Raw genomic sequence first — 18,650 nt, forward strand, 5'->3', positions numbered from 1 at the left:
TTCAATCCTTGCGATTCTTCGCCTCGATCCACTGTGCCATGTACTGGGTGCTTTTGTGGTGATGATGGCGAAGCATCGCGCCGGTGAAATTGGCGATGCGATGGCAGGGCAGGTCCTGGCGCAAGGCTTCGATACGTTCGATCAGGCTGTCGCAGTGCTGCCTGTGCTGGAAGCGCGTTTGCAGAAGCGTCCGGCCCGCGGCCTGAGCCTCGTTCCACAAGGTCTGATCCTGATACAGACGCACCGCCGCGCTGGCGATTTCGCTGGCACTGCGAGCAATGCTGCCCGGCCAGGGCAGGCCGCCGCTCATGGCTTCGGCGCCCACGGGCGTCGTTACCGAAGGCGTGCCGCTGAGCATGGCATCCATCAGCTTGCCTTTGATGCCGGCACCAAAGCGTAGCGGTGCCAGGCAAATACGTGCGCCGGACATCACTTCCAGGGCGTCTTCGGCCCAGTTCATGATGTGAAAGCCCTGCGCCGCGTTATGCAGTGCCGTGGCTTTGGGCGGTGTATAGGCACCGTAGATATGCAGTTGTGCAGTGGGCAACTGTTGGCGAATCAGCGGCCAGATGGCGCTTTTCATCCAGAGGACGGCGTCCCAGTTGGGGGCATGACGAAAGTTGCCGATGCTGAGAAAGTGCGCCCGCTGCTCGAAGGGCGTTGCGCTGTTCGGTACGCCATCGAGCATCAGGGGGCACCAGTGCAGCAGGGATTTCGGCACGCCAAACTGCTCGTTCAGCAGGTCGATTTCCACGTCCGAAACCATCAGATTCAGGTCGCAGCGATAGAGTGAGGCCACTTCCCGCTGTGCCAGATCGCTGCTGGCGATGTGCTTGAACAGATGTGAATGGTCGGAATCGAAAAAACCATTCAAATCATCGGGTTCCGAGGATTCGTTCAAGTGCTCTTTAAGCAGTTGATGGCGCGTGTGGCGCAGGCTCTGGAAGTCGGACGTTTCCAGAATTCGCAGGGCATCGGGGCAGTGCTTCTCTACCCGCCAGCCAAACTGTTCTTCGATCAGGAACTGGTCGAACAGCACGATATCGGGCTGAAGCTCGCTGACGAAGGTATCGAAGCTGCTGCTGTTGAGCTCGATGCGTACTTCGTCGATACCGAGGCTCTTCAGGTCGGCACGGTGTTCGCCTTCCGTTGCCGGGCTGGCGAAAGTGATGTGCCAGTGCTGTTCGAGAAAACACTGGATCAATTGCATGACATGGCCGCTGGCCGCCGAGGAACGGGGCTCGGGCCATACATAGCCAATGATCAACAGTCGGGTTTTTGCTCGGGATGGAATCTGGGCGGGGTGGACGTCATTGTTAGCCAAGGATGCTTTTTACCTTGTCGCGCAGATCATCGATGGAGAACGGCTTGCCGATCACATGCATGTCGGCCGGCACTTCGATGTTTTCCGAATAGCCACTGGCGAACAGGATCGGCAGTTGCGCACGCAGTTTGCGTGCCTGTCTGGCCAGTTCCGTGCCGCGCATGTCAGGCAGGCCCTGATCGGTCATCAGCAGATCGATGCGAGTGGCCTGGTCTTCGAGATGAGCCAGCGCTTCCTGGGCGTCCGAAGCTTCGAGTACCTGATACTCCAGTTCTTCAAGCACATCGATGATCAGCATGCGTACGATGCTGTCATCTTCGACCACAAGAATGGTGTTGGCTGCGTCGGGCATGGCGATTTCCTAGAAAATGGTAGTGAAGCTACGCACAAGGCGCAGCCTGCGGGCTTTTGTACGAAAAGTCACTGCATTTGGATCATGTTGTCTTGAAAACAGGCCAACCTGATCGAAAACAGTCGACTTTTTGCCCGTTCTATCCATCAGTAAATAAAACACAACCAGAAGTTCCATCTGATTTGATTGGATAGCTATCCTTGGCCATAAGGCTTTACTCGCTGCAGATGGCGAGCTTATCGCCGATTTATGTGTGAAATTTCAATCCTCTATGCGAGAAAAGTGAGTCTTTTTCTTGCTGTTACGGCAAACTCTACTGTTTTGATATCACGCCAGGGACTTTTCATGAACCGGACGTCTGTCGTCGATGAGCAGCGCTTTCGCAAACTACTGGTCCGCAACATCAGTCTGCCGCTGGGTGTGGGCGTTTTAAGTGCGTTTTTCTTCGCCGTCCTGATCGGCTACCTGCTTTCGGTCATCCAGTGGGTCGAGCATACGGACCGGGTCCTCAACAGCACCAACCGGGCCATGAAGCTTTCCATCGACATGGAGACCGGCATGCGCGGTTTCCTGCTGACCGGGCAGGAAAACTTTCTTGACCCCTATGAAGTCGCGAAACCCTTGCTCAAGGCCGAGTTGAAAAACCTGGAAGAGCTGGTTGTCGATAACCCGACGCAAGTGGACCGTTTCCGCCGGTTGTCCACCCTGCAGGAGGAGTGGGGGCATTTCGCTCAGGAAATGATTGAAATGCGCCGTCAGAACGGCGATTTCGTCCTGGCCACCCGGGCCGGGCGCGGCAAGCGCATTACCGATGAAATCCGTACCGAGTACGATCAGGTCGTCGCCATGGAGCAGCAGTTGCGCCTTGCCCGCAACGCCGACGTGACCCGCACGACCATTGCGTGCGTGGTGCTGTACATGATCTTTGTGCTGGCGGTCAGTGGCATCCTGGCTTACTTCGGACGGCGTGATCTGCTTTCGCTGTCCACGACATACAGCTCCAACCTGAATCAGCTTGAAGACAACGCCGAGCGTTTGCAGAAGGTTGCCTGGTTGCGCAATGGCCAGAGCGAGCTGGCCGAACAGGTGCTTGGCCAGTTGACGCTCAATACCCTCGGGCAGCATATCCTGCAGTTCTTCGCCCAGTATCTGGGGGCTGTGGTAGCGGCTGTCTATGTCCGTCAGGAGCACGGTGGCCTGTTACGTGTCGCCTCTTACGGGTTCTCCCGGGAGCATGAAGAGCAGGAGCAGACGATCTACAGTGGCGAAGGTGTCATCGGCCAGGCTGCCCAGCAGAACCGCATCGTCGCCCTCGATGGATTGCCCGGCGATTATTTCAAGTACAGCTCCGGTCTGGGCGAAGGCCTGCCGAGCAGTGTGGTGATCGTCCCGACCAGCAATGACGATCAGGTGAATGGCGTGGTCGAACTGGGCTTCATGCGCGCGCTGACCGAAAAGGACATCGAGTTTCTGGAGCTGGTGGCCTCGAATGTCGGCACTTCCATCGAGGCGGCGCGTTATCGTCAGCGTCTCCAGGAAGTCCTGACCGAAACCCAGCAGCTCAATGAAGAATTGCAGGTCCAGCAGGAAGAGTTGCGTACCGCCAACGAAGAGCTCGAAGAGCAGTCGCGCATCCTCAAGGAATCCCAGGCGCATCTGGAAACCCAGCAGGCCGAACTCGAGCAGACCAACACCCAGTTGGCCGAACAGAGTCAGGCCCTGGAAGATCAGCGCGATATCCTCGACAGCAAGAACGAAGAACTGAGTCAGGCCCAGGTGGAGTTGCAGGCTCGTGCCGACGAACTGCAGCGCTCCAGCAAGTACAAGTCCGAGTTCCTGGCCAACATGTCCCATGAACTGCGCACGCCGCTCAACAGCTCGTTGATCCTGGCCAAGCTGCTGGCGGAAAACCCGACCGAGAACCTGACCCAGGAGCAGGTCAAGTTTGCCGAATCGATCTACTCGGCAGGCAATGATCTGCTGAACCTGATCAACGACATTCTGGATATCTCCAAGGTCGAGGCGGGCAAGCTGGAAGTCCGTCCCGAGAACAGCAGTGTGTCGCGTCTGGTGGATGGCCTGCGTGGCATGTTCCAGCCGCTGGCAAGCGAAAAGAATCTGGATTTCATCGTGGAAGTGCAGCCTGGCACGCCAACCATGCTGTTTACCGATCGCCAGCGTCTGGAGCAGATTCTCAAGAATCTCTTGTCCAACGCCATCAAGTTCACCGAGAGCGGTACCGTGAGCATGATCGTTTCCCGTCAGCCGGGTGCGGGCATTGTGTTTACCGTGCGCGACTCCGGTATCGGTATTGCCCCGGAGCATCAGCAGAGCATTTTCGAAGCCTTCCGCCAGGCCGATGGCACCACCAACCGCCGTTACGGCGGCACCGGTCTGGGACTGTCGATTTCCCGCGATCTGGCAGCCTTGCTGGGCGGCTCCATCAGCGTCACCAGTGCGCCGGGCCAGGGCAGTATTTTCTCTCTGGTATTGCCCGAGCAGTACGTCGAGCAGGAGCGCGAAGAGGAGGGCAGCGAGCGGTCGGTGATCATTTCTTCGCCTGCCGTCACGCTGCCGTTGGCAAGTCAGCCGGTTGTCGAGTCCAAACCGGACATACCGCTGGCAACCTTTGCCGATGATCGCCACAAGGCACCGTTCAGCGGGCGCTGCATTCTGGTTATCGAAGATGAAGTGCAGTTCGCGCAGATCCTTTTCGATCTGGCCCACGAGCTGGGATACAACTGTCTGGTTGCCCATGCCGCCGATGAAGGTTTCAACCTGGCAGCGGAGTTCATCCCCGATGCAATCCTGCTGGACATGCGCCTGCCGGATCATTCGGGCCTGACCGTGCTGCAGCGCCTCAAGGAACTGGCACCTACCCGGCATATCCCGGTGCATGTGATTTCTGTCGAGGATCGTCAGGAAGCGGCCATGCACATGGGCGCGATCGGTTATGCGGTCAAGCCGACGACCCGTGAAGAGCTCAAGGATGTCTTTGCCAGACTCGAAGCCAAGCTGACTCAGAAGGTCAAGCGTATTCTGCTGGTCGAGGACGATGCCTTGCAGCGTGACAGCATTGCGCGGCTGATCGGTGACGATGATATCGAAATCACCGCCGTGGGCTTCGCTCATGAGGCGCTGGATCTGCTGCGGGAAAATATCTACGACTGCATGATCATCGACCTCAAGTTGCCGGACATGCTGGGCAATGAGCTGCTCAAGCGCATGTCCACCGAGGACATCCGTTCCTTCCCGCCGGTGATCGTCTACACGGGGCGTAACATGACCCGTGACGAAGAGGCCGAGCTGATGAAGTATTCGCGCTCGATCATCATCAAGGGTGCCCGTTCGCCGGAGCGCCTGCTGGATGAGGTCACCCTGTTCCTGCACAAGATCGAGTCGCAGCTCTCCAACGAGCGGCAGAAAATGCTCAAGACGGCCCGCAGTCGCGACAAGGTCTTCGAGGCGCGCAAGATCCTGGTGGTCGATGACGATGTGCGCAATATCTTCGCCCTCACCAGTGCTCTGGAGCACAAGGGCGCGGTGGTGGAGATCGCCCGTAACGGCATTGAAGCCATTGCAAAGCTCAATGAGGTCGAGGATATCGATCTGGTGCTGATGGATGTGATGATGCCGGAGATGGACGGTTACGAAGCGACCGTCGAGATTCGCAAGGATCCTCGCTGGCGCAAGCTGCCGATCATTGCGGTGACCGCCAAGGCCATGAAGGACGATCAGGAGCGTTGCCTGCAGGCGGGTTCCAACGATTATCTGGCCAAGCCCATCGACCTTGACCGGTTATTCTCGTTGATTCGGGTCTGGCTGCCGAAAATGGAACGTATTTGAGTAATGGCTGCCCAAACGATTTATTTTTTCAGGCTTTTTCATGGCACTTGATCGAAACGCGGATATCGAGCTGCAACTGCTGATCGATGCGATTTACCTGAAATACAGCTACGACTTTCGGGACTATTCCGGCGCGTCCATCAAGCGTCGGGTCAACCATGCTCTGCGTCAGTTCGATTGCAGCACCATTTCTGCCTTGCAGGAGCGTGTGCTGCACGATCCGGCGGCCTTCATGCAATTGCTGCAATTGCTGACCATTCCGGTCAGCGAGATGTTTCGCGATCCTTCGCACTTTCTGGCCATCCGCCAGGAGGTTGTGCCGCTGCTCAGGACCTATCCGTCGATCAAGGTCTGGATCGCCGGATGCAGTACGGGGGAAGAAGTCTATTCGATGGCCATTCTGTTGCGCGAAGAGGGGTTGCTGGAGCGCACCATCATTTATGCCACCGATATCAATCCAAGCTCCCTGGAAAAGGCCAAGCAGGGCATCTTCTCCATGGAGAGCGTGCGGGCCTATGCCGAAAACTATCGCAAGGCCGGTGGTCAGCGCGAGCTCTCGGATTACTACACCTCGGCCTATGATTACGCGATCTTCGACAAGACCTTGCGCGAGAATGTCACTTTCGCCGATCACAGTCTGGCCACTGACAGCGTTTTCTCCGAAACGCAGCTCATTTCATGCCGTAACGTGCTGATCTATTTCAACAAGAACCTTCAGAACCGAACCTTCGGGTTGTTCCATGAGTCATTATGCCATCGCGGATTTCTGGCCTTGGGCAGCAAGGAGACTCTGGATTTTTCCGAGTACAGCGATTCTTTCGAAACATTGGTGAAACCGGAACGGATCTACCGGAAAAAATGAAAACCACCTTCAGTGTCGAGTCGGCCGATTGCATTCTGCCGGCAGTGGATGCCATTGTCGTCGGTGCCTCGGCGGGTGGTGTGGAAGCATTGCTGAAAATATTCGGCATGCTCAGGCCGGGCTTTGCTCTGCCGATCATTGCCGTCCTGCATCTGCCGGAGGAGCGCCGCAGCCAGTTGGCCCATGTATTCCAGAATCGTCTGGCAATCCCGGTCAAGGAAGCTGACGACAAGGAGTCCATCATGCCCGGCACGCTGTATTTTGCGCCTGCCGGTTATCACCTGTCGGTGGAGAACGATCACAGCTTTTCATTGAGTCAGGAAGAGCGCGTTTTTCATTCGCGGCCCAGCATCGATATTCTGTTCGATTCGGCTGCGGATGCCTTTGGCTCACGCCTTGCAGGCGTATTGCTGACCGGTGCCAATAACGATGGGGCGCTCGGCTTGGCAAAAATAAACAGATACGGTGGTTTTACCGTGATTCAGGATCCGGATCAGGCCCTGGCGCGCACCATGCCAGAGGCGGCTCTGGCGCTTCATTCGCCTGATTACCTTCTGCCTTTGAATGAAATAGGCCAACTGCTGGTCAAGCTGGAACGAATCACATGCTAAATGAAATCCAGGCAAAACTGCTCATAGTCGACGATTTGCCGGAAAACCTGCTTGCCCTGGAAGCATTGATCAAGCGCGATGACCGCACGGTGTACAAGGCCTTGTCGGCCGATGAAGCCTTGTCCCTGTTGCTGCAGCATGAGTTCGCCCTGGCCATCCTCGACGTGCAGATGCCCGGCATGAACGGTTTCGAGCTGGCCGAGATGATGCGCAGTACGGAAAAGACCAAACATATCCCCATTGTGTTTGTCAGCGCGGCGGGGCGTGAACTCAACTACGCCTTCAAGGGTTACGAAAGCGGAGCCGTGGACTTCCTGCACAAGCCGCTGGATATCCACGCGGTCAAGAGCAAGGTCAATGTCTTTGTCGAACTGTATCGCCAGCGCAAGGCCGTGAAAATGCAGGTCGAGGCGCTGGAGCAGAGTCGCCAGGAACAGGAAGCATTGCTCAAGCGTCTGCAGGCGACCCAGGGCGAACTCGAACATGCCATTCGCATGCGCGACGACTTCATGTCCATCGTCTCTCATGAGGTGCGCACGCCCCTCAATGGCCTGATTCTGGAAACCCAGTTGCGCAAGTTGCATCTTGCCAAGGACAACACCTCGGCGTTCACCCTGGACAAACTGCGCGGCATGGTCGAGCGCGACGAGCGCCAGATCCAGAGCCTGATCCGGCTGATCGAGGACATGCTCGATGTGTCCCGCATCCGCACCGGCAAGCTGTCGATCCGGCCCAATGCCTTTGATCTGAGCGAGCTGGTGGGCCAGTTGCTGGAAAACTTCGCGGCTCAGATTGCTGCGACCGAATCCACCGTTACCCTGTTTGCCGACGAGCCGGTCATCGGGGTCTGGGACGAATTCCGGATCGAGCAGGTGGTGGCCAACCTGCTGACCAACGCCATGCGCTACGGTGCCCGCAAGCCGATCGAGGTGCGTGTGTATTGTGCAGATGGCGAGGCACGGGTCGAGGTGACCGATCAGGGGATCGGTATTTCCGAGGAAAACCAGAAGCGCATCTTCCAGCAGTTCGAGCGGGTAACGGCCAAGCATGCAGTGGCCGGCCTGGGACTGGGTCTGTTTATCTCCGAACAGATTGTCCTGGCCCATGGCGGCCGGATTGTCGTGGAAAGCGAAGAGGGCAAGGGCTCGACATTCCGGGTCTGCCTGCCGCTCTAGGATTGATACCTCCCACGGGGTTGTGCGAAGTTTCAGAAAAATTTGCGCAACCTCTACAACGCGCCGTGGTCGTATTGGCAGCTACTATTTACAGAACAAAGGCAGTTCCATGAGCGCTGATGCAGAAAACGTCGTACTAATCGTCGAAGACGAACCCTTGATTCTGATGCTGTTGGCCGACTATCTGTCGGGCGAGGGCTATCGGGTCTTGCAGGCCTCCAACGGCGAGCAGGCGTTCGAGATTCTGGCTACCAAGCCTCATCTGGACCTGATGATCACCGACTATCGCCTGCCAGGCGGTTTCTCCGGCGTGATGATTGCCGAGCCGGCGGTCAAGCTGCGCCCTGAACTGAAGGTCATCTTCATCAGCGGCTACCCGGCGGAAATCCTGGATTGCGACAGCCCTATCACCCGCAAGGCGCCGATCCTGGCCAAGCCATTCACCATGGAAACCCTGCACACCCAGATTCAGCGCCTTCTGGCCTGAGACTCTGGCCATTCAGGCTTCAATCATCTCCCGCACCTTGGATGTCAGGTGATCGAACGCAAAGGGTTTGGTGATCATCTGCATGCCTGTGTCCAGAAAGCCCGAGCGTGCGGCTGCATGTTCGGCATAACCGGTAATGAACAGCACTTTCAGCTCAGGCCTTAACTGCCGGGCTATTTCCGCCAGTTGTCGACCGTTCATGCCGGGCAGGCCGACGTCGCTGATCAGCAGGTCGATGCGCTGATCCGACTCCAGGACCGGTACCGCGCCTCGTGCATCGCCTGCCTCTATGTAGGCATATCCCAGCTCGCTGAGTACCGCGCAGACCAGGGCTCGTACGGCCGGATCGTCTTCGACTATCAGGACGGTTTCGCCTTCTTTGGCGCAAAGGGTATTGCCCTGATAACTCTGTTCTTTTTCGGGTTGATCGCCCTGGAAGCGCGGCAGAAACAATTGCACGGTAGTGCCGCGACCGACTTCGCTCTGGATGGCAACATGGCCATGAGATTGTTTGCTGAAGCCATAGATCATCGACAATCCGAGCCCCGTACCCTGGCCGATGGGTTTGGTGGTGAAGAACGGATCGAAGGCACGGCTGACAATGGCCTCCGGCATGCCGCAGCCGTTGTCGCTGACGCTCAGGACCACATAGTCGCCCGGCAAGAGGTTTTCATGGGCGTTGGTGAACGACTTGTCCAGCCGCTGGTTGAAGGTTTCGATCTGCAAATGCCCACCATCGGGCATGGCGTCCCGGGCATTGAGCACCAGGTTCAGCAGAGCATTTTCCAGCTGGTTGGGATCGGCTTCGGCTGTCCATAGCTCGGCATTGAAGCGCATGTCCAGGTGAATGCTTTCATTGAGGCTGCGCTGGATCAGTTCGCCCATGGAACTGACCAACTGGTTCATCTCCACTGGTTTGGAGTCCAGCGACTGGCGCCTGGAAAACGCCAGCAGTCGATGGGTGAGGGCGGCGGCACGGTTGGCCGAGGTCACGCCCAGGTCGATCAGTTTGTCCAGGTCTTCGACACGGCCCCGTTCCAGGCGTCGCCTGATCAGTTCGAGGCTGCCGATGATACCCGTGAGCATGTTGTTGAAGTCGTGAGCGATACCGCCCGTCAATTGGCCGACGGCCTCCATCTTCTGTGACTGACGTAGAATTTCCTCTTTATTGCGCAGTTGTGTCGTTCGCTCTTCGACCTGCTGCTCAAGGGTTTCGTTGAGACTGCGCAGCTGGGCTTCGGCCTGCTTGCGCTCGGAGATATCGGAAGTCACTCCGACAAGGGCGCTGACCCGGCCGTTCTTGGCGCGGATGGCCCGGGCGCGGACATCGACCCAGTTGACTGAGCCGTCCGGCCAGATATCGCGGTATTCGATGATGAAATCGACGCCCGTATCCAGGCTGCGTTGCAAGGCCGATTGCATGCGGGGCTGATCTTCGGGGTGAACCGTTTCCAGCCAGTCGTCGTAGCTGAAATTGTCGTGTTCTTCACGACCATAGTGGGATTTGCTGATGGCCGAACAGGTGAGCACAAGAAATTCGGCTTCCAGTTGCCAGGAGCCGAGACGACCTGCCTTGAGTGCGTTTTGCAGGCGTCTCTCGCCTTCCACCAGGTCTTCCATGCGTGCCCGTGCTTCGTACTGCCGCCTTCGTCCACGCACAGCCGTTGACACCAGACTGACCAGAGTCGCGGGATGGAAAGGGCGTTCCAGAAAGGTGACATTGCCCAGCAGACTGCCGAGCCGCGTCGAAGGGTTCTGCTCCGGTCCGCCATGGTGAGTGAGCAACACCACGGGCAGATCGGACCAGGCTGGCTGGTTGGCCAGCAGGCTGAGCAACGGGTTGATGTCCCTGCCGCGCAATGCTTCGTCGGCAATCACTGCAAGTCCGGCACCCATACTCAGTTCGTGGCCAAGTTCATTGAGGTCGCGGGCGATCGTAGCCCGATAGCCCGCTTCCTCAAGGATCATTACCGCAATCTGGCTGTCACGCCCTCTGGGGGCCAGAATGACAGCCCGTTCCGATAACAATCCGCTGGCACTCACTCGTCTTCATCCTTGAGCAGTGGCTTGCTTTCGCCAAAGTAATCGGGAGCACCTCGCAGGATTCCCTGAAAGGCTGCCAGTGGATCGCCTATCCTCAGGCCGCTTCTGCCGATTCGGTATTCGCGAATCGTCGATTCGTGAGTACCGGTTCGCTTCTTGATGATGGATATGGCCCGGCGGATCTGGCCGAGCGCCTCGAAGTAGCGCAACAGTATCACTGTGTCCGCCAGATAGGTAATGTCTACTGGCGCTTGCATGTCACCGATCAGACCGTGCTGTGCCACGGTCATGAAGGTAGAGGCGTTCTGTCGGTTGAGATAGAGCAGAAGTTCATGCATGTGCAGAATCAGCGAATTCTCTTCCGGCATTGCCGCCTGGTAGCCGTTGATGCTGTCGATGACTACAGTCTTGATCTGTTTTTCATCCACACAACGACGAACCCTGTGGGAGAACTCCCCCGGTGACAATTCAGCTGCGTCCACCTGCTCGACCAGCAGGTTGCCGGTGTCCTGCAGGGCCTTGAGATCGATACCTATCTTTCTCATCCGCTCGAACAGCAGCCCCAGTTCTTCATCGAAGATGAACAGGCCGACCCGTTCGCCACGGGCGACGGCTTCAGCGGCAAATACCAGGGCGATCAGGGATTTGCCAGTGCCAGCCGGACCGAGGATCAGCGTACTCGAGCCTCCGTCTATACCGCCACCGAGCAGTTCGTCCAGCTCCTTGATGCCGCTGCTGAGTTGCTTGTGGACATAGTCGCTGCGGTGTTATGCCGCGACCAGCCGTGGGAACACATGGACACCATCCGGCATGATGGTGAAATCATGAAAGCCGCCGCGATACTTCTGGCCGCGATATTTGACGATCTTTATGCGTCGCCGCTCCGCGCCGTAGTTGGGCGTCAGTTCCTGCAGGCGGATGACGCCATGGGCGACGCTGTGTACGGTCTTGTCCAGCGTCTCGGCGGTCAAGTCGTCAAGCAGCAGGACGGTAGTGTCGTAGCGCGCGAAATAATGTTTGATGGCCAGGATTTGCCGCCTGTAACGCAGTGAACTTTGCGCCAGCAGACGAATTTCAGAAAGGCTGTCGATGACTACGCGGGAAGGCTTGACGCGTTCCACCACATCAAAGATCTGCCGTGTCGCTTCCCCCAGTTCAAGGTCGGAGGAGTACAGCAGGCTCTGATGCTGTTCATCATCGAGCAGGCTTTCAGGAGGTGTCAGTTCGAAAATCTCGATGTTCTTGTCCAGCTCCCAGCCGTGGGAACGTGCTCCTTCACGTAACTCTCGTTCGGTTTCCGAGAGTGTGATGTACAGGCAGACTTCACCCGCTTGGGCACCCGCTCGCAAGAAATGCAGCGCGACGGTGGTCTTGCCGGTTCCGGGTTCTCCTTCGAGAAGGAAAACGTGATTGCGTGAAAGACCACCCGAAAGGATGTCATCCAGACCTTCTATACCGGTTACCGCTTTTGAGTTTTCCAAGTATTGCCCTCTTGTTTCCGATTACAGGCAATGAATCTGGACCCCTTTTGACGGGTGCGGTTCAGACTTTTTATCCCGCAGACACTGGACTGCAGCTGATTCCGGGTCCGGGAAATGTCATAAAAGTCGCCTTACGACAGCCGGTAAGTGATTGCTATAGTCCGCTTTATTCAGACAATAACTACCCCCCGAGGATGATGCCGTGTCCGATTACCAAGCCTTTCTCGTCGAGCTGACTGACCACATCGCTCATGTGCAGATTAATCGACCGGACAAGGTCAATGCCATGAATGCCGCCTTCTGGACCGAGATCATAGAGATATTCCAATGGATCGAGGAAAACGATGAGGTTCGCGTCGTGGTCCTGAGTGGTGCGGGCAAGCATTTTTCCTCCGGAATCGACCTGGCGCTGCTGGCTTCCATCGCCGGCCAGATGGGCAAGGATGTGGGGCGCAATGCGCGCCTGTTGCGCAACAAGATCCAGCAGATGCAGGCTTCGTTCACTGCCGTGGATAACTGTCGCAAGCCGGTGCTGGCAGCGATCCATGGTTACTGCCTGGGCGGAGCAATCGACCTGGTTTCCGCCTGTGACATGCGTTATGCCGCTGCCGATGCGCAATTCTCGATCCGGGAAATCGATATGGGCATGGCCGCCGATGTCGGCACCCTGCAACGTCTGCCGCGGATCATTGGCGATGGCATGATGCGGGAACTGGCCTATACCGGGCGTACAGTCGGTGCCGAGGAGGCTCTGCGCATCGGTCTGGTCAACAGCACCTTTGCCGATGCACCGAGCCTGCTTGAGGCTGTCTTTGCCATCGCCCGTGAAATCGCCGCCAAGTCGCCCATCGCGATAGAAGGCACCAAGCAGATGATCGCCTACATGCGTGATCATCGTATCGATGACGGTCTCGAACACGTTGCCATCTGGAACTCTGCCATGCTGCAATCGGTCGATCTCAGGCTGGCCATGGCTGCGCACATGAGCAAACAGAAGCCGGTTTTCGACAATTAAGGAGTCTTGTCATGACACGCCCGGCGCGTTGGACAACTGCAGTTCTGGATACCTCGGCCACAGGTGGCTGGGCCGTGGTTCATGGTGATCAGGGTTTTCTGCTTGACGGCAATGGCGTCATGTTTCCAAGGGAATGGCTGAAGCGTCAGGACCTGCCGGTACAAAGCGAGCATGGCATCGGCCATTTCGATGGCGAGCCGGTCTATGTGCTGGTGCTCGATCGGTCGGTAGAGGTCGAAGGCTGTACCTGGCAGGGGCTGCGCCAGTTCATGCTGCAGGGCGATTTTGCGGTCTATCAGAAGCTCGGCTATGCGGCGCAGATCAGCACCTGGGCTCGCGAGCATCGATTCTGTGGTGCCTGTGGCCGCCCGACGGTGCAGATTCCCGGTGAACGGGCCATGTACTGCGAACATGACAACCTGCGTTTCTACCCGCGAATCTCGCCAAGCATGATCGTGCTGATTACCCGTGGCGATGAAATCCTGCTGGCTCGCTCACCGCGTTTCGTGACCGGCGTCTACAGCACTCTGGCAGGCTTTGCCGAACCCGGCGAGTCGGCCGAGGACTGTGTACGCCGGGAAGTGATGGAAGAAGTGCAGATCCGCATCCGCAACATCACTTACATGGGCAGCCAGTGCTGGCCGTTCCCGCATTCGATGATGCTGGGTTTCCACGCCGAATATGAAAGCGGTGAAATCGTGCCCCAGGCCGATGAGATCGAAGATGCGCGCTGGTTTCATGTCGATGATCTGCCGCCGTTACCGGCCAGCCGCTCCATTGCGCGCTATCTGATCGAAGCGTATCTGGCCCGTCGCTCAGGCGCCCCCGAACCAGTGCTGCCAGGCTAGGCGCACGGTCAGGCCCAGGACCACGATTATGAACACCGGACGAATGAATTTGGCACCGCCCTTGATGGCGGTGCCTGCGCCGAAATAGGCGCCGAGCATCACCGACAGGCCCATGCTCAGCCCGAGGACGAAGTCCACCTGACCCGAAAAGATGAATATCGACAAGGCGACGGCATTGCTGACGAAGTTCATGCTGCGCGCCACACCGCTGGCCTTTACCAGATCCACCGGATACATCATCAGCGTGCTGACGGTCCAGAAGGCACCGGTGCCCGGTCCTGCGACGCCGTCATAGAAGCCCAGCGTCAGCCCCTGAGGCAATTGCCATGTCTTCCTGATCGGTGCATTGCTGTCCAGCGGAGCCTTGGGGGTGCCGCCGAACAGCAGATACAGACCGCAGCCGAACACAATCACCGGCAGCATCTGGTTGATCCATTCGGCAGGCAGATAATGCGCGATCACCGCGCCGAGAGCCGCGCCCACGGCGGTGCCCACCAGTGCATGAGCCCATTGCCGGGGATGGAAAAGCTTGCGGCGATAGTAGGTAAAGCTGGCCGTGGCCGAGCCGAAGGTCGAGCTGAGCTTGTTGGTGCCCAGCACCAGATGCGGCGGCAGGCCGGCTGTCATCAGGGCAGGGGTGGTCAATAGCCCGCCGCCTCCGGCAATGGCATCGATGAATCCGGCGATGAAGGCAACAACGATCAGAATGGCGAGGGTGGCAAGGTCGACACTGAGTTCAAAAGGCATGTTCGGTATGGCTTATAAGGCAGGGGGGCAGAATGGCTGCCCGGAGGCGTGCATTCTACTCCCCTGTCTGCCCGGTGTCAGACAATGGTCGAAGGCGTTTTCAGATTTCACCCAGCCCGACCCAGCGCTGTTCACGTGCCGCAAGGCGGATTGCGGCTGCCAGGCGTTCGATCTGCCAGGCTTCTTCGAAGTCCGGCCCTCGCTTGCCAAGGCCGCATACGGCCTGAATCAGTGAGTGAACTTCCAGCGCCTTGAGTTCGTTGTAACCTAATTGATGGCCGGGTGCCGGGCAGAAGGCCGCATAACCTGCCTGGGCGGGACCCGCGAGTATCCGCTGGAAGCCATCGCGCCCGGTTGCGCCGCTGCGATAGATGCGCAGCTCGTTCAAGCGCTCCTGATCGAAGGCCAGAGTGCCGCGGGTGCCACTGATTTCAAAGCTCAGGTGGTTCTTGTAGCCATGTTTGAGCCAACTGCTGCTGAAAGTGCCGCGTGCACCGCTGGCAAAGCGCAGCAGGGCGTGAGTCTGATCGTCTACGGCAATCGGGCGCAGCTCGTTGCTGCCGTGGGTGGCTGGACGCTGGCGATGCACGGTGCTTGAATCGGCGCACACCGCTTCGATATCGCCCAGCAGGTAGCGGGCCATGGCCAGCAGATGGCTGCCAAGGTCGGCCAGTGCTCCACCGGCATGCGCGGCTTCACAGCGCCATGACCATGGCGAGGCTGGATCGCCCATGAAATCCTCGCTGAACTCGCCCTGAAAACTGATGATTTCCCCCAGCTCGCCTGCTTCGATCATCTCTTTTGCGAGGTCGATGATCGGGTTGTGCTGATAGTTGTAACCCACTTGCGTCACAACGCCAGCGGCCTCGGCACTGCGGCGCATTTCATCCGCCTGGGCAAGACTGACCGCCAGAGGCTTTTCGCAATACACGGCCTTTCCCGCAGCGATGGCTGCCATGGCCATGGGGAAGTGCAAATGATTGGGTGTGGTGATCGCCACGACTTGTACCTGGGGATCGTCGATCAGTTGTTGCCAGTCGCTGTGGCTGCGCTCAAAGCCCCATGCCTGAGCACATTGCTCGGCGCGGGCGCTGTCCGCATCGGCCAGAGCAGCCAGGTGAACAGGCACAGGCAACTCAAAGGCCGCGCTGACATTGCGAAACGCCAGGGCATGGGCGCGCCCCATGAAACCGGTGCCGATCAGGCCGATACCCAGTGGGGCGGTGAGAGGGATTTTCCGCATGACAATCTCCGTGATGGATTATTGTTTTTCGGAAAATATATTCCATAAAATTTAATTATGGAAATTTAATTCTTGTTTTGTGCTGGGCAGTCAAGGCATACGTAAACTTGTGGGAGGCAGCTTGCCGGTTAAAAGGCCCGAAAACCGGCAGATATTTTGCGTATGCACGCTGAAGTCGCCAGCAAGCTGCCTGCCACAAAGTGATTACTCCTGACTCAGGAAAGAAACCCGCCATCCACATTCAACGCAACGCCAGTGGTGTAGCTCGATGCTTCACTGGCCAGATACAGCACCGCGCCTGCCATTTCGCTGGGAGCAGCCACGCGCTTGAGGGGAATCTGAGCCAGCGCCATGTTGAGGATGGCGTCGTTCTTGACCAGTGCCGAGGCGAACCTGGTGTCGGTGAGGCCTGGCAGCAGGGCATTGCAACGGATACCGAAGGCCGCACATTCCTTGGCAAATACCTTGGTCATATTGATGACGGCTGCCTTGGTCACCGAATATATGCCTTGGAACTGGCCCGGGGATACGCCATTGATCGAGGCCACATTGATGATGCTGCCGCCGCCGTTTTCACGCATCAGCTTGCCGGCTTCCACCGACATGAAGAAGTAACCGCGAATGTTCACATCCACGGTCTTCTGAAAAGCACCGAGGTCCGTATCCAGCACATTGCAGAATTGCGGGTTGGTGGCCGCATTGTTGACCAGCACGTCCAGACGACCGAACTGTTGGCGAATCTGCTCGAACACGCTTTGAATCTGTTCCATCTCACCGATATGGCAGGCAATGGCCGTCGCCTTGCCACCTTCGGCGATAATCGCATCTGCAACCTGCTGGCAGCCCTCGATCTTGCGGCTGGAAACAATGACATGCGCGCCTTGCTGAGCCAGCAGCCGGGCAATGGCTTCACCGATACCGCGGCTGGCACCGGAAACGAAGGCGATCTTGCCATCAAGGTCGAATAACTGGGTTCTGGACATGGTGGTTTCCTTGGGTCACTGCACTCAAAGGCTGGATTTTTCGATCACTTGCAGGCTCATGCGCTCCAGCAGCAGGTTCATCTGAATGAACTGCGCGAAGCGTTTGTCCCGGGTCTGGCCGTGGAAGAAACGGTAGTAGATCTGCTGCACGATGCCCGCCAGACGGAACAGGCCATAGGTGTAATAGAAATCGAAGTTGTCGATACGAATGCCTGAGCGTTCGGCGTAGTACTCGACAAATTGCTCGCGGGTCAGCATCCCGGGGGCATTGCTGGGCTGGCGACGCATCAGTTGCACGGGCGCTGGGTCGTCGGCCTGTATCCAGTAAGCCAGGGTGTTGCCCAGATCCATCAGCGGATCGCCCAGCGTGGTCAGTTCCCAGTCCAGCACGCCGATGATGCGCATCGGGTTTTCGGGGTCGAGAATCACGTTGTCGAAGCGGTAATCGTTGTGCACGATGGCTGGCTGCGGATGGTCGGCGGGCATTTTCTCTGTCAGCCAGTTCCTGACCTTTTCCCAGGCGGGAGCGTCGGGAGTCATGGCTTTCTCGTAGCGCTCGCTCCAGCCCAGGATCTGCCGCTCGACATAACCCTGCGGTTTGCCCAGATCGGCCAGGCCGCAGGCCTGATAGTCGACCCGATGCAGTTCTACCAGCTTGTCGATGAAGCTTTTGCACAGTGCCTCGGTCTGCCCGGCGTCCAGATTCAATTCCGGCGGTAGGTCCGAGCGCAGAATGATGCCCTTGACCCGCTCCATAACGTAGAAGTCGGAACCGATCAGGCTTTCATCGGTGCAGTGCGCATAGGCTTTCGGGCAATAGGGGAACGCATCCCTGAGGCCGTTGAGAATGCGGAACTCGCGGCCCATATCGTGAGCCGACCTGGCTTTTTGCCCGAATGGCGGGCGGCGCAGAACGAACTCCTGTTCGGGGTAGCGGACCAGATAAGTGAGGTTCGAAGCACCTCCCGGAAACTGGCTGATCTGCGGCAAGCCGCTGAGACCGGGTATCCGGGTTTTGAGGTAGGGATCGATGAGGTGTGCGTCCAGCTCTTCGCCTGGACGAATATCCGTGGACTGGTCGGTGAGCGCCATGCTTATTCCTGCTTATTATGGTCTGCCAGGATCATTGGCTAATCTAATGAACCACGTGTCTGCGAACAACCCTGGGCGAGCCTTATAGGCTAGCGTGTTGCCCGTCGATCAGCCGGTTTGATTCAGGCGAAAAAAAACCGAAGCCCTTGAGCTTCGGTTTTCTTGTGCATCGCCAGGAGGCAGCTCCCGGATCAGACCGGAAACAGATCGCTCAGCTTCATGGCCAGCATCATGTCGCCTTCGGCGCGCAGCTTGCCGCCCATGAAGGCCTGCATGCCATCGGTCTCGCCGCTGACGATGCCTTTGAGGGTTTCGCTGTCCATGATCAGGGTCACGTTGGCGTCAGGGTTCTCACCTTCCTGCAGTTCGCAGGTGCTGTCCTTGACGATCAGGGCGTAGTGCTTGTCTTTGTCAGTGATGTTGAAACCGAAAACCAGGTCCAGGCCCGCAGCGGCGCTTGGGTTGAACTTGGCTTTCATGGTTTGGACAGCTTCGGCTACTGAGGTCATGGTCTTATCCTTTTAGGGTTGGTTCTGGCGCC

Annotated in this window: 15 protein-coding genes and 1 pseudogene; 7 read left to right on the plus strand and 9 right to left on the minus strand. The window is 57.8% G+C overall.

Translation table 11 applies throughout. The annotated features are described in order from the left end of the window. Position 1: 1 nt before the first annotated feature. Together JSY17_RS01250 and JSY17_RS01255 are read right to left on the minus strand one after the other, a co-directional pair. Positions 2 to 1,270, minus strand: coding sequence for a glycosyltransferase (locus tag JSY17_RS01250; RefSeq protein WP_206401400.1), 1,269 nt, complete (start codon positions 1,268 to 1,270; stop codon positions 2 to 4). 46 nt (positions 1,271 to 1,316) lie between these two features. Further along, positions 1,317 to 1,676, minus strand: a complete 360-nt coding sequence (locus JSY17_RS01255; protein ID WP_117180915.1) for a response regulator — start codon at positions 1,674 to 1,676, stop codon at positions 1,317 to 1,319. Between the two features lie 345 nt (positions 1,677 to 2,021). Here JSY17_RS01255 and JSY17_RS01260 point away from each other — a divergent pair, with 345 nt between their 5' ends. The 5 genes from JSY17_RS01260 to JSY17_RS01280 all read left to right on the plus strand — a co-directional run bounded on the left by JSY17_RS01260 (position 2,022) and on the right by JSY17_RS01280 (position 8,657). After that, positions 2,022 to 5,522, plus strand: coding sequence for a response regulator (locus JSY17_RS01260; protein ID WP_201014797.1), 3,501 nt, complete (start codon positions 2,022 to 2,024; stop codon positions 5,520 to 5,522). A 40-nt stretch (positions 5,523 to 5,562) separates the two neighbouring features. Further along, positions 5,563 to 6,384 carry a CheR family methyltransferase gene (locus JSY17_RS01265; protein WP_117180913.1) on the plus strand — a complete coding sequence of 274 codons (822 nt, stop codon included), beginning with the start codon at positions 5,563 to 5,565 and terminating at the stop codon, positions 6,382 to 6,384. Continuing rightward, positions 6,381 to 6,995: a chemotaxis protein CheB gene (locus tag JSY17_RS01270; RefSeq protein WP_117180912.1), complete on the plus strand. Its 615-nt coding sequence runs from the start codon at positions 6,381 to 6,383 to the stop codon at positions 6,993 to 6,995. The genes JSY17_RS01265 and JSY17_RS01270 overlap by 4 nt, the downstream gene beginning before the upstream one ends. Further along, the gene (locus JSY17_RS01275) at positions 6,989 to 8,170 is read left to right on the plus strand and encodes a hybrid sensor histidine kinase/response regulator (protein ID WP_206401144.1); all 1,182 of its coding nucleotides are present in this window, start codon (positions 6,989 to 6,991) and stop codon (positions 8,168 to 8,170) included. Before JSY17_RS01270 ends, JSY17_RS01275 begins: the two co-directional genes overlap by 7 nt. 109 nt (positions 8,171 to 8,279) lie before the next feature. Further along, the gene (locus JSY17_RS01280; protein WP_025259857.1) at positions 8,280 to 8,657 is read left to right on the plus strand and encodes a response regulator; all 378 of its coding nucleotides are present in this window, start codon (positions 8,280 to 8,282) and stop codon (positions 8,655 to 8,657) included. Positions 8,658 to 8,669: 12 nt separating this feature from the next. On the opposite strand, the gene JSY17_RS01285 is transcribed toward JSY17_RS01280, so the two are convergent. Next, positions 8,670 to 10,700 carry a response regulator gene (locus JSY17_RS01285; RefSeq protein ID WP_206401147.1) on the minus strand — a complete coding sequence of 677 codons (2,031 nt, stop codon included), beginning with the start codon at positions 10,698 to 10,700 and terminating at the stop codon, positions 8,670 to 8,672. Then, a pseudogene (locus tag JSY17_RS01290) lies at positions 10,697 to 12,181 on the minus strand (ATPase domain-containing protein). Before JSY17_RS01290 ends, JSY17_RS01285 begins: the two are co-directional and overlap by 4 nt. 202 nt (positions 12,182 to 12,383) lie before the next feature. On the opposite strand from JSY17_RS01290, the gene JSY17_RS01295 reads away from it, so the two are divergent. Then, a complete protein-coding gene (locus JSY17_RS01295; protein ID WP_117164764.1) occupies positions 12,384 to 13,196 on the plus strand; it encodes a crotonase/enoyl-CoA hydratase family protein in 813 nt (270 codons plus the stop codon). A gap of 11 nt (positions 13,197 to 13,207) precedes the next feature. Beyond that, positions 13,208 to 14,044, plus strand: coding sequence for an NAD(+) diphosphatase (gene nudC, locus JSY17_RS01300; RefSeq protein ID WP_117187100.1), 837 nt, complete (start codon positions 13,208 to 13,210; stop codon positions 14,042 to 14,044). On the opposite strand, the gene JSY17_RS01305 is transcribed toward nudC, so the two are convergent. The 5 genes from JSY17_RS01305 to JSY17_RS01325 all read right to left on the minus strand — a co-directional run bounded on the left by JSY17_RS01305 (position 14,012) and on the right by JSY17_RS01325 (position 18,618). Continuing rightward, a complete protein-coding gene (locus JSY17_RS01305) occupies positions 14,012 to 14,791 on the minus strand; it encodes a TSUP family transporter (protein WP_117164762.1) in 780 nt (259 codons plus the stop codon). The genes nudC and JSY17_RS01305 overlap by 33 nt on opposite strands. Before the next feature lie 100 nt (positions 14,792 to 14,891). Then, a complete protein-coding gene (locus JSY17_RS01310; RefSeq protein WP_122370848.1) occupies positions 14,892 to 16,034 on the minus strand; it encodes a Gfo/Idh/MocA family protein in 1,143 nt (380 codons plus the stop codon). A 215-nt stretch (positions 16,035 to 16,249) separates the two neighbouring features. Next, positions 16,250 to 17,017: an SDR family oxidoreductase gene (locus JSY17_RS01315; protein WP_117180906.1), complete on the minus strand. Its 768-nt coding sequence runs from the start codon at positions 17,015 to 17,017 to the stop codon at positions 16,250 to 16,252. A 24-nt stretch (positions 17,018 to 17,041) separates the two neighbouring features. Further along, positions 17,042 to 18,109 (minus strand): phosphotransferase family protein, encoded by a 1,068-nt coding sequence (locus JSY17_RS01320; RefSeq protein ID WP_206401149.1) that lies wholly within the window; start codon positions 18,107 to 18,109, stop codon positions 17,042 to 17,044. A gap of 191 nt (positions 18,110 to 18,300) precedes the next feature. Further along, a complete protein-coding gene (locus tag JSY17_RS01325) occupies positions 18,301 to 18,618 on the minus strand; it encodes an SCP2 sterol-binding domain-containing protein (RefSeq protein ID WP_206401151.1) in 318 nt (105 codons plus the stop codon). Positions 18,619 to 18,650 lie beyond the last annotated feature (32 nt).

This window comes from Pseudomonas capsici (genome assembly GCF_017165765.1).
GTDB lineage: Bacteria > Pseudomonadota > Gammaproteobacteria > Pseudomonadales > Pseudomonadaceae > Aquipseudomonas > Aquipseudomonas capsici.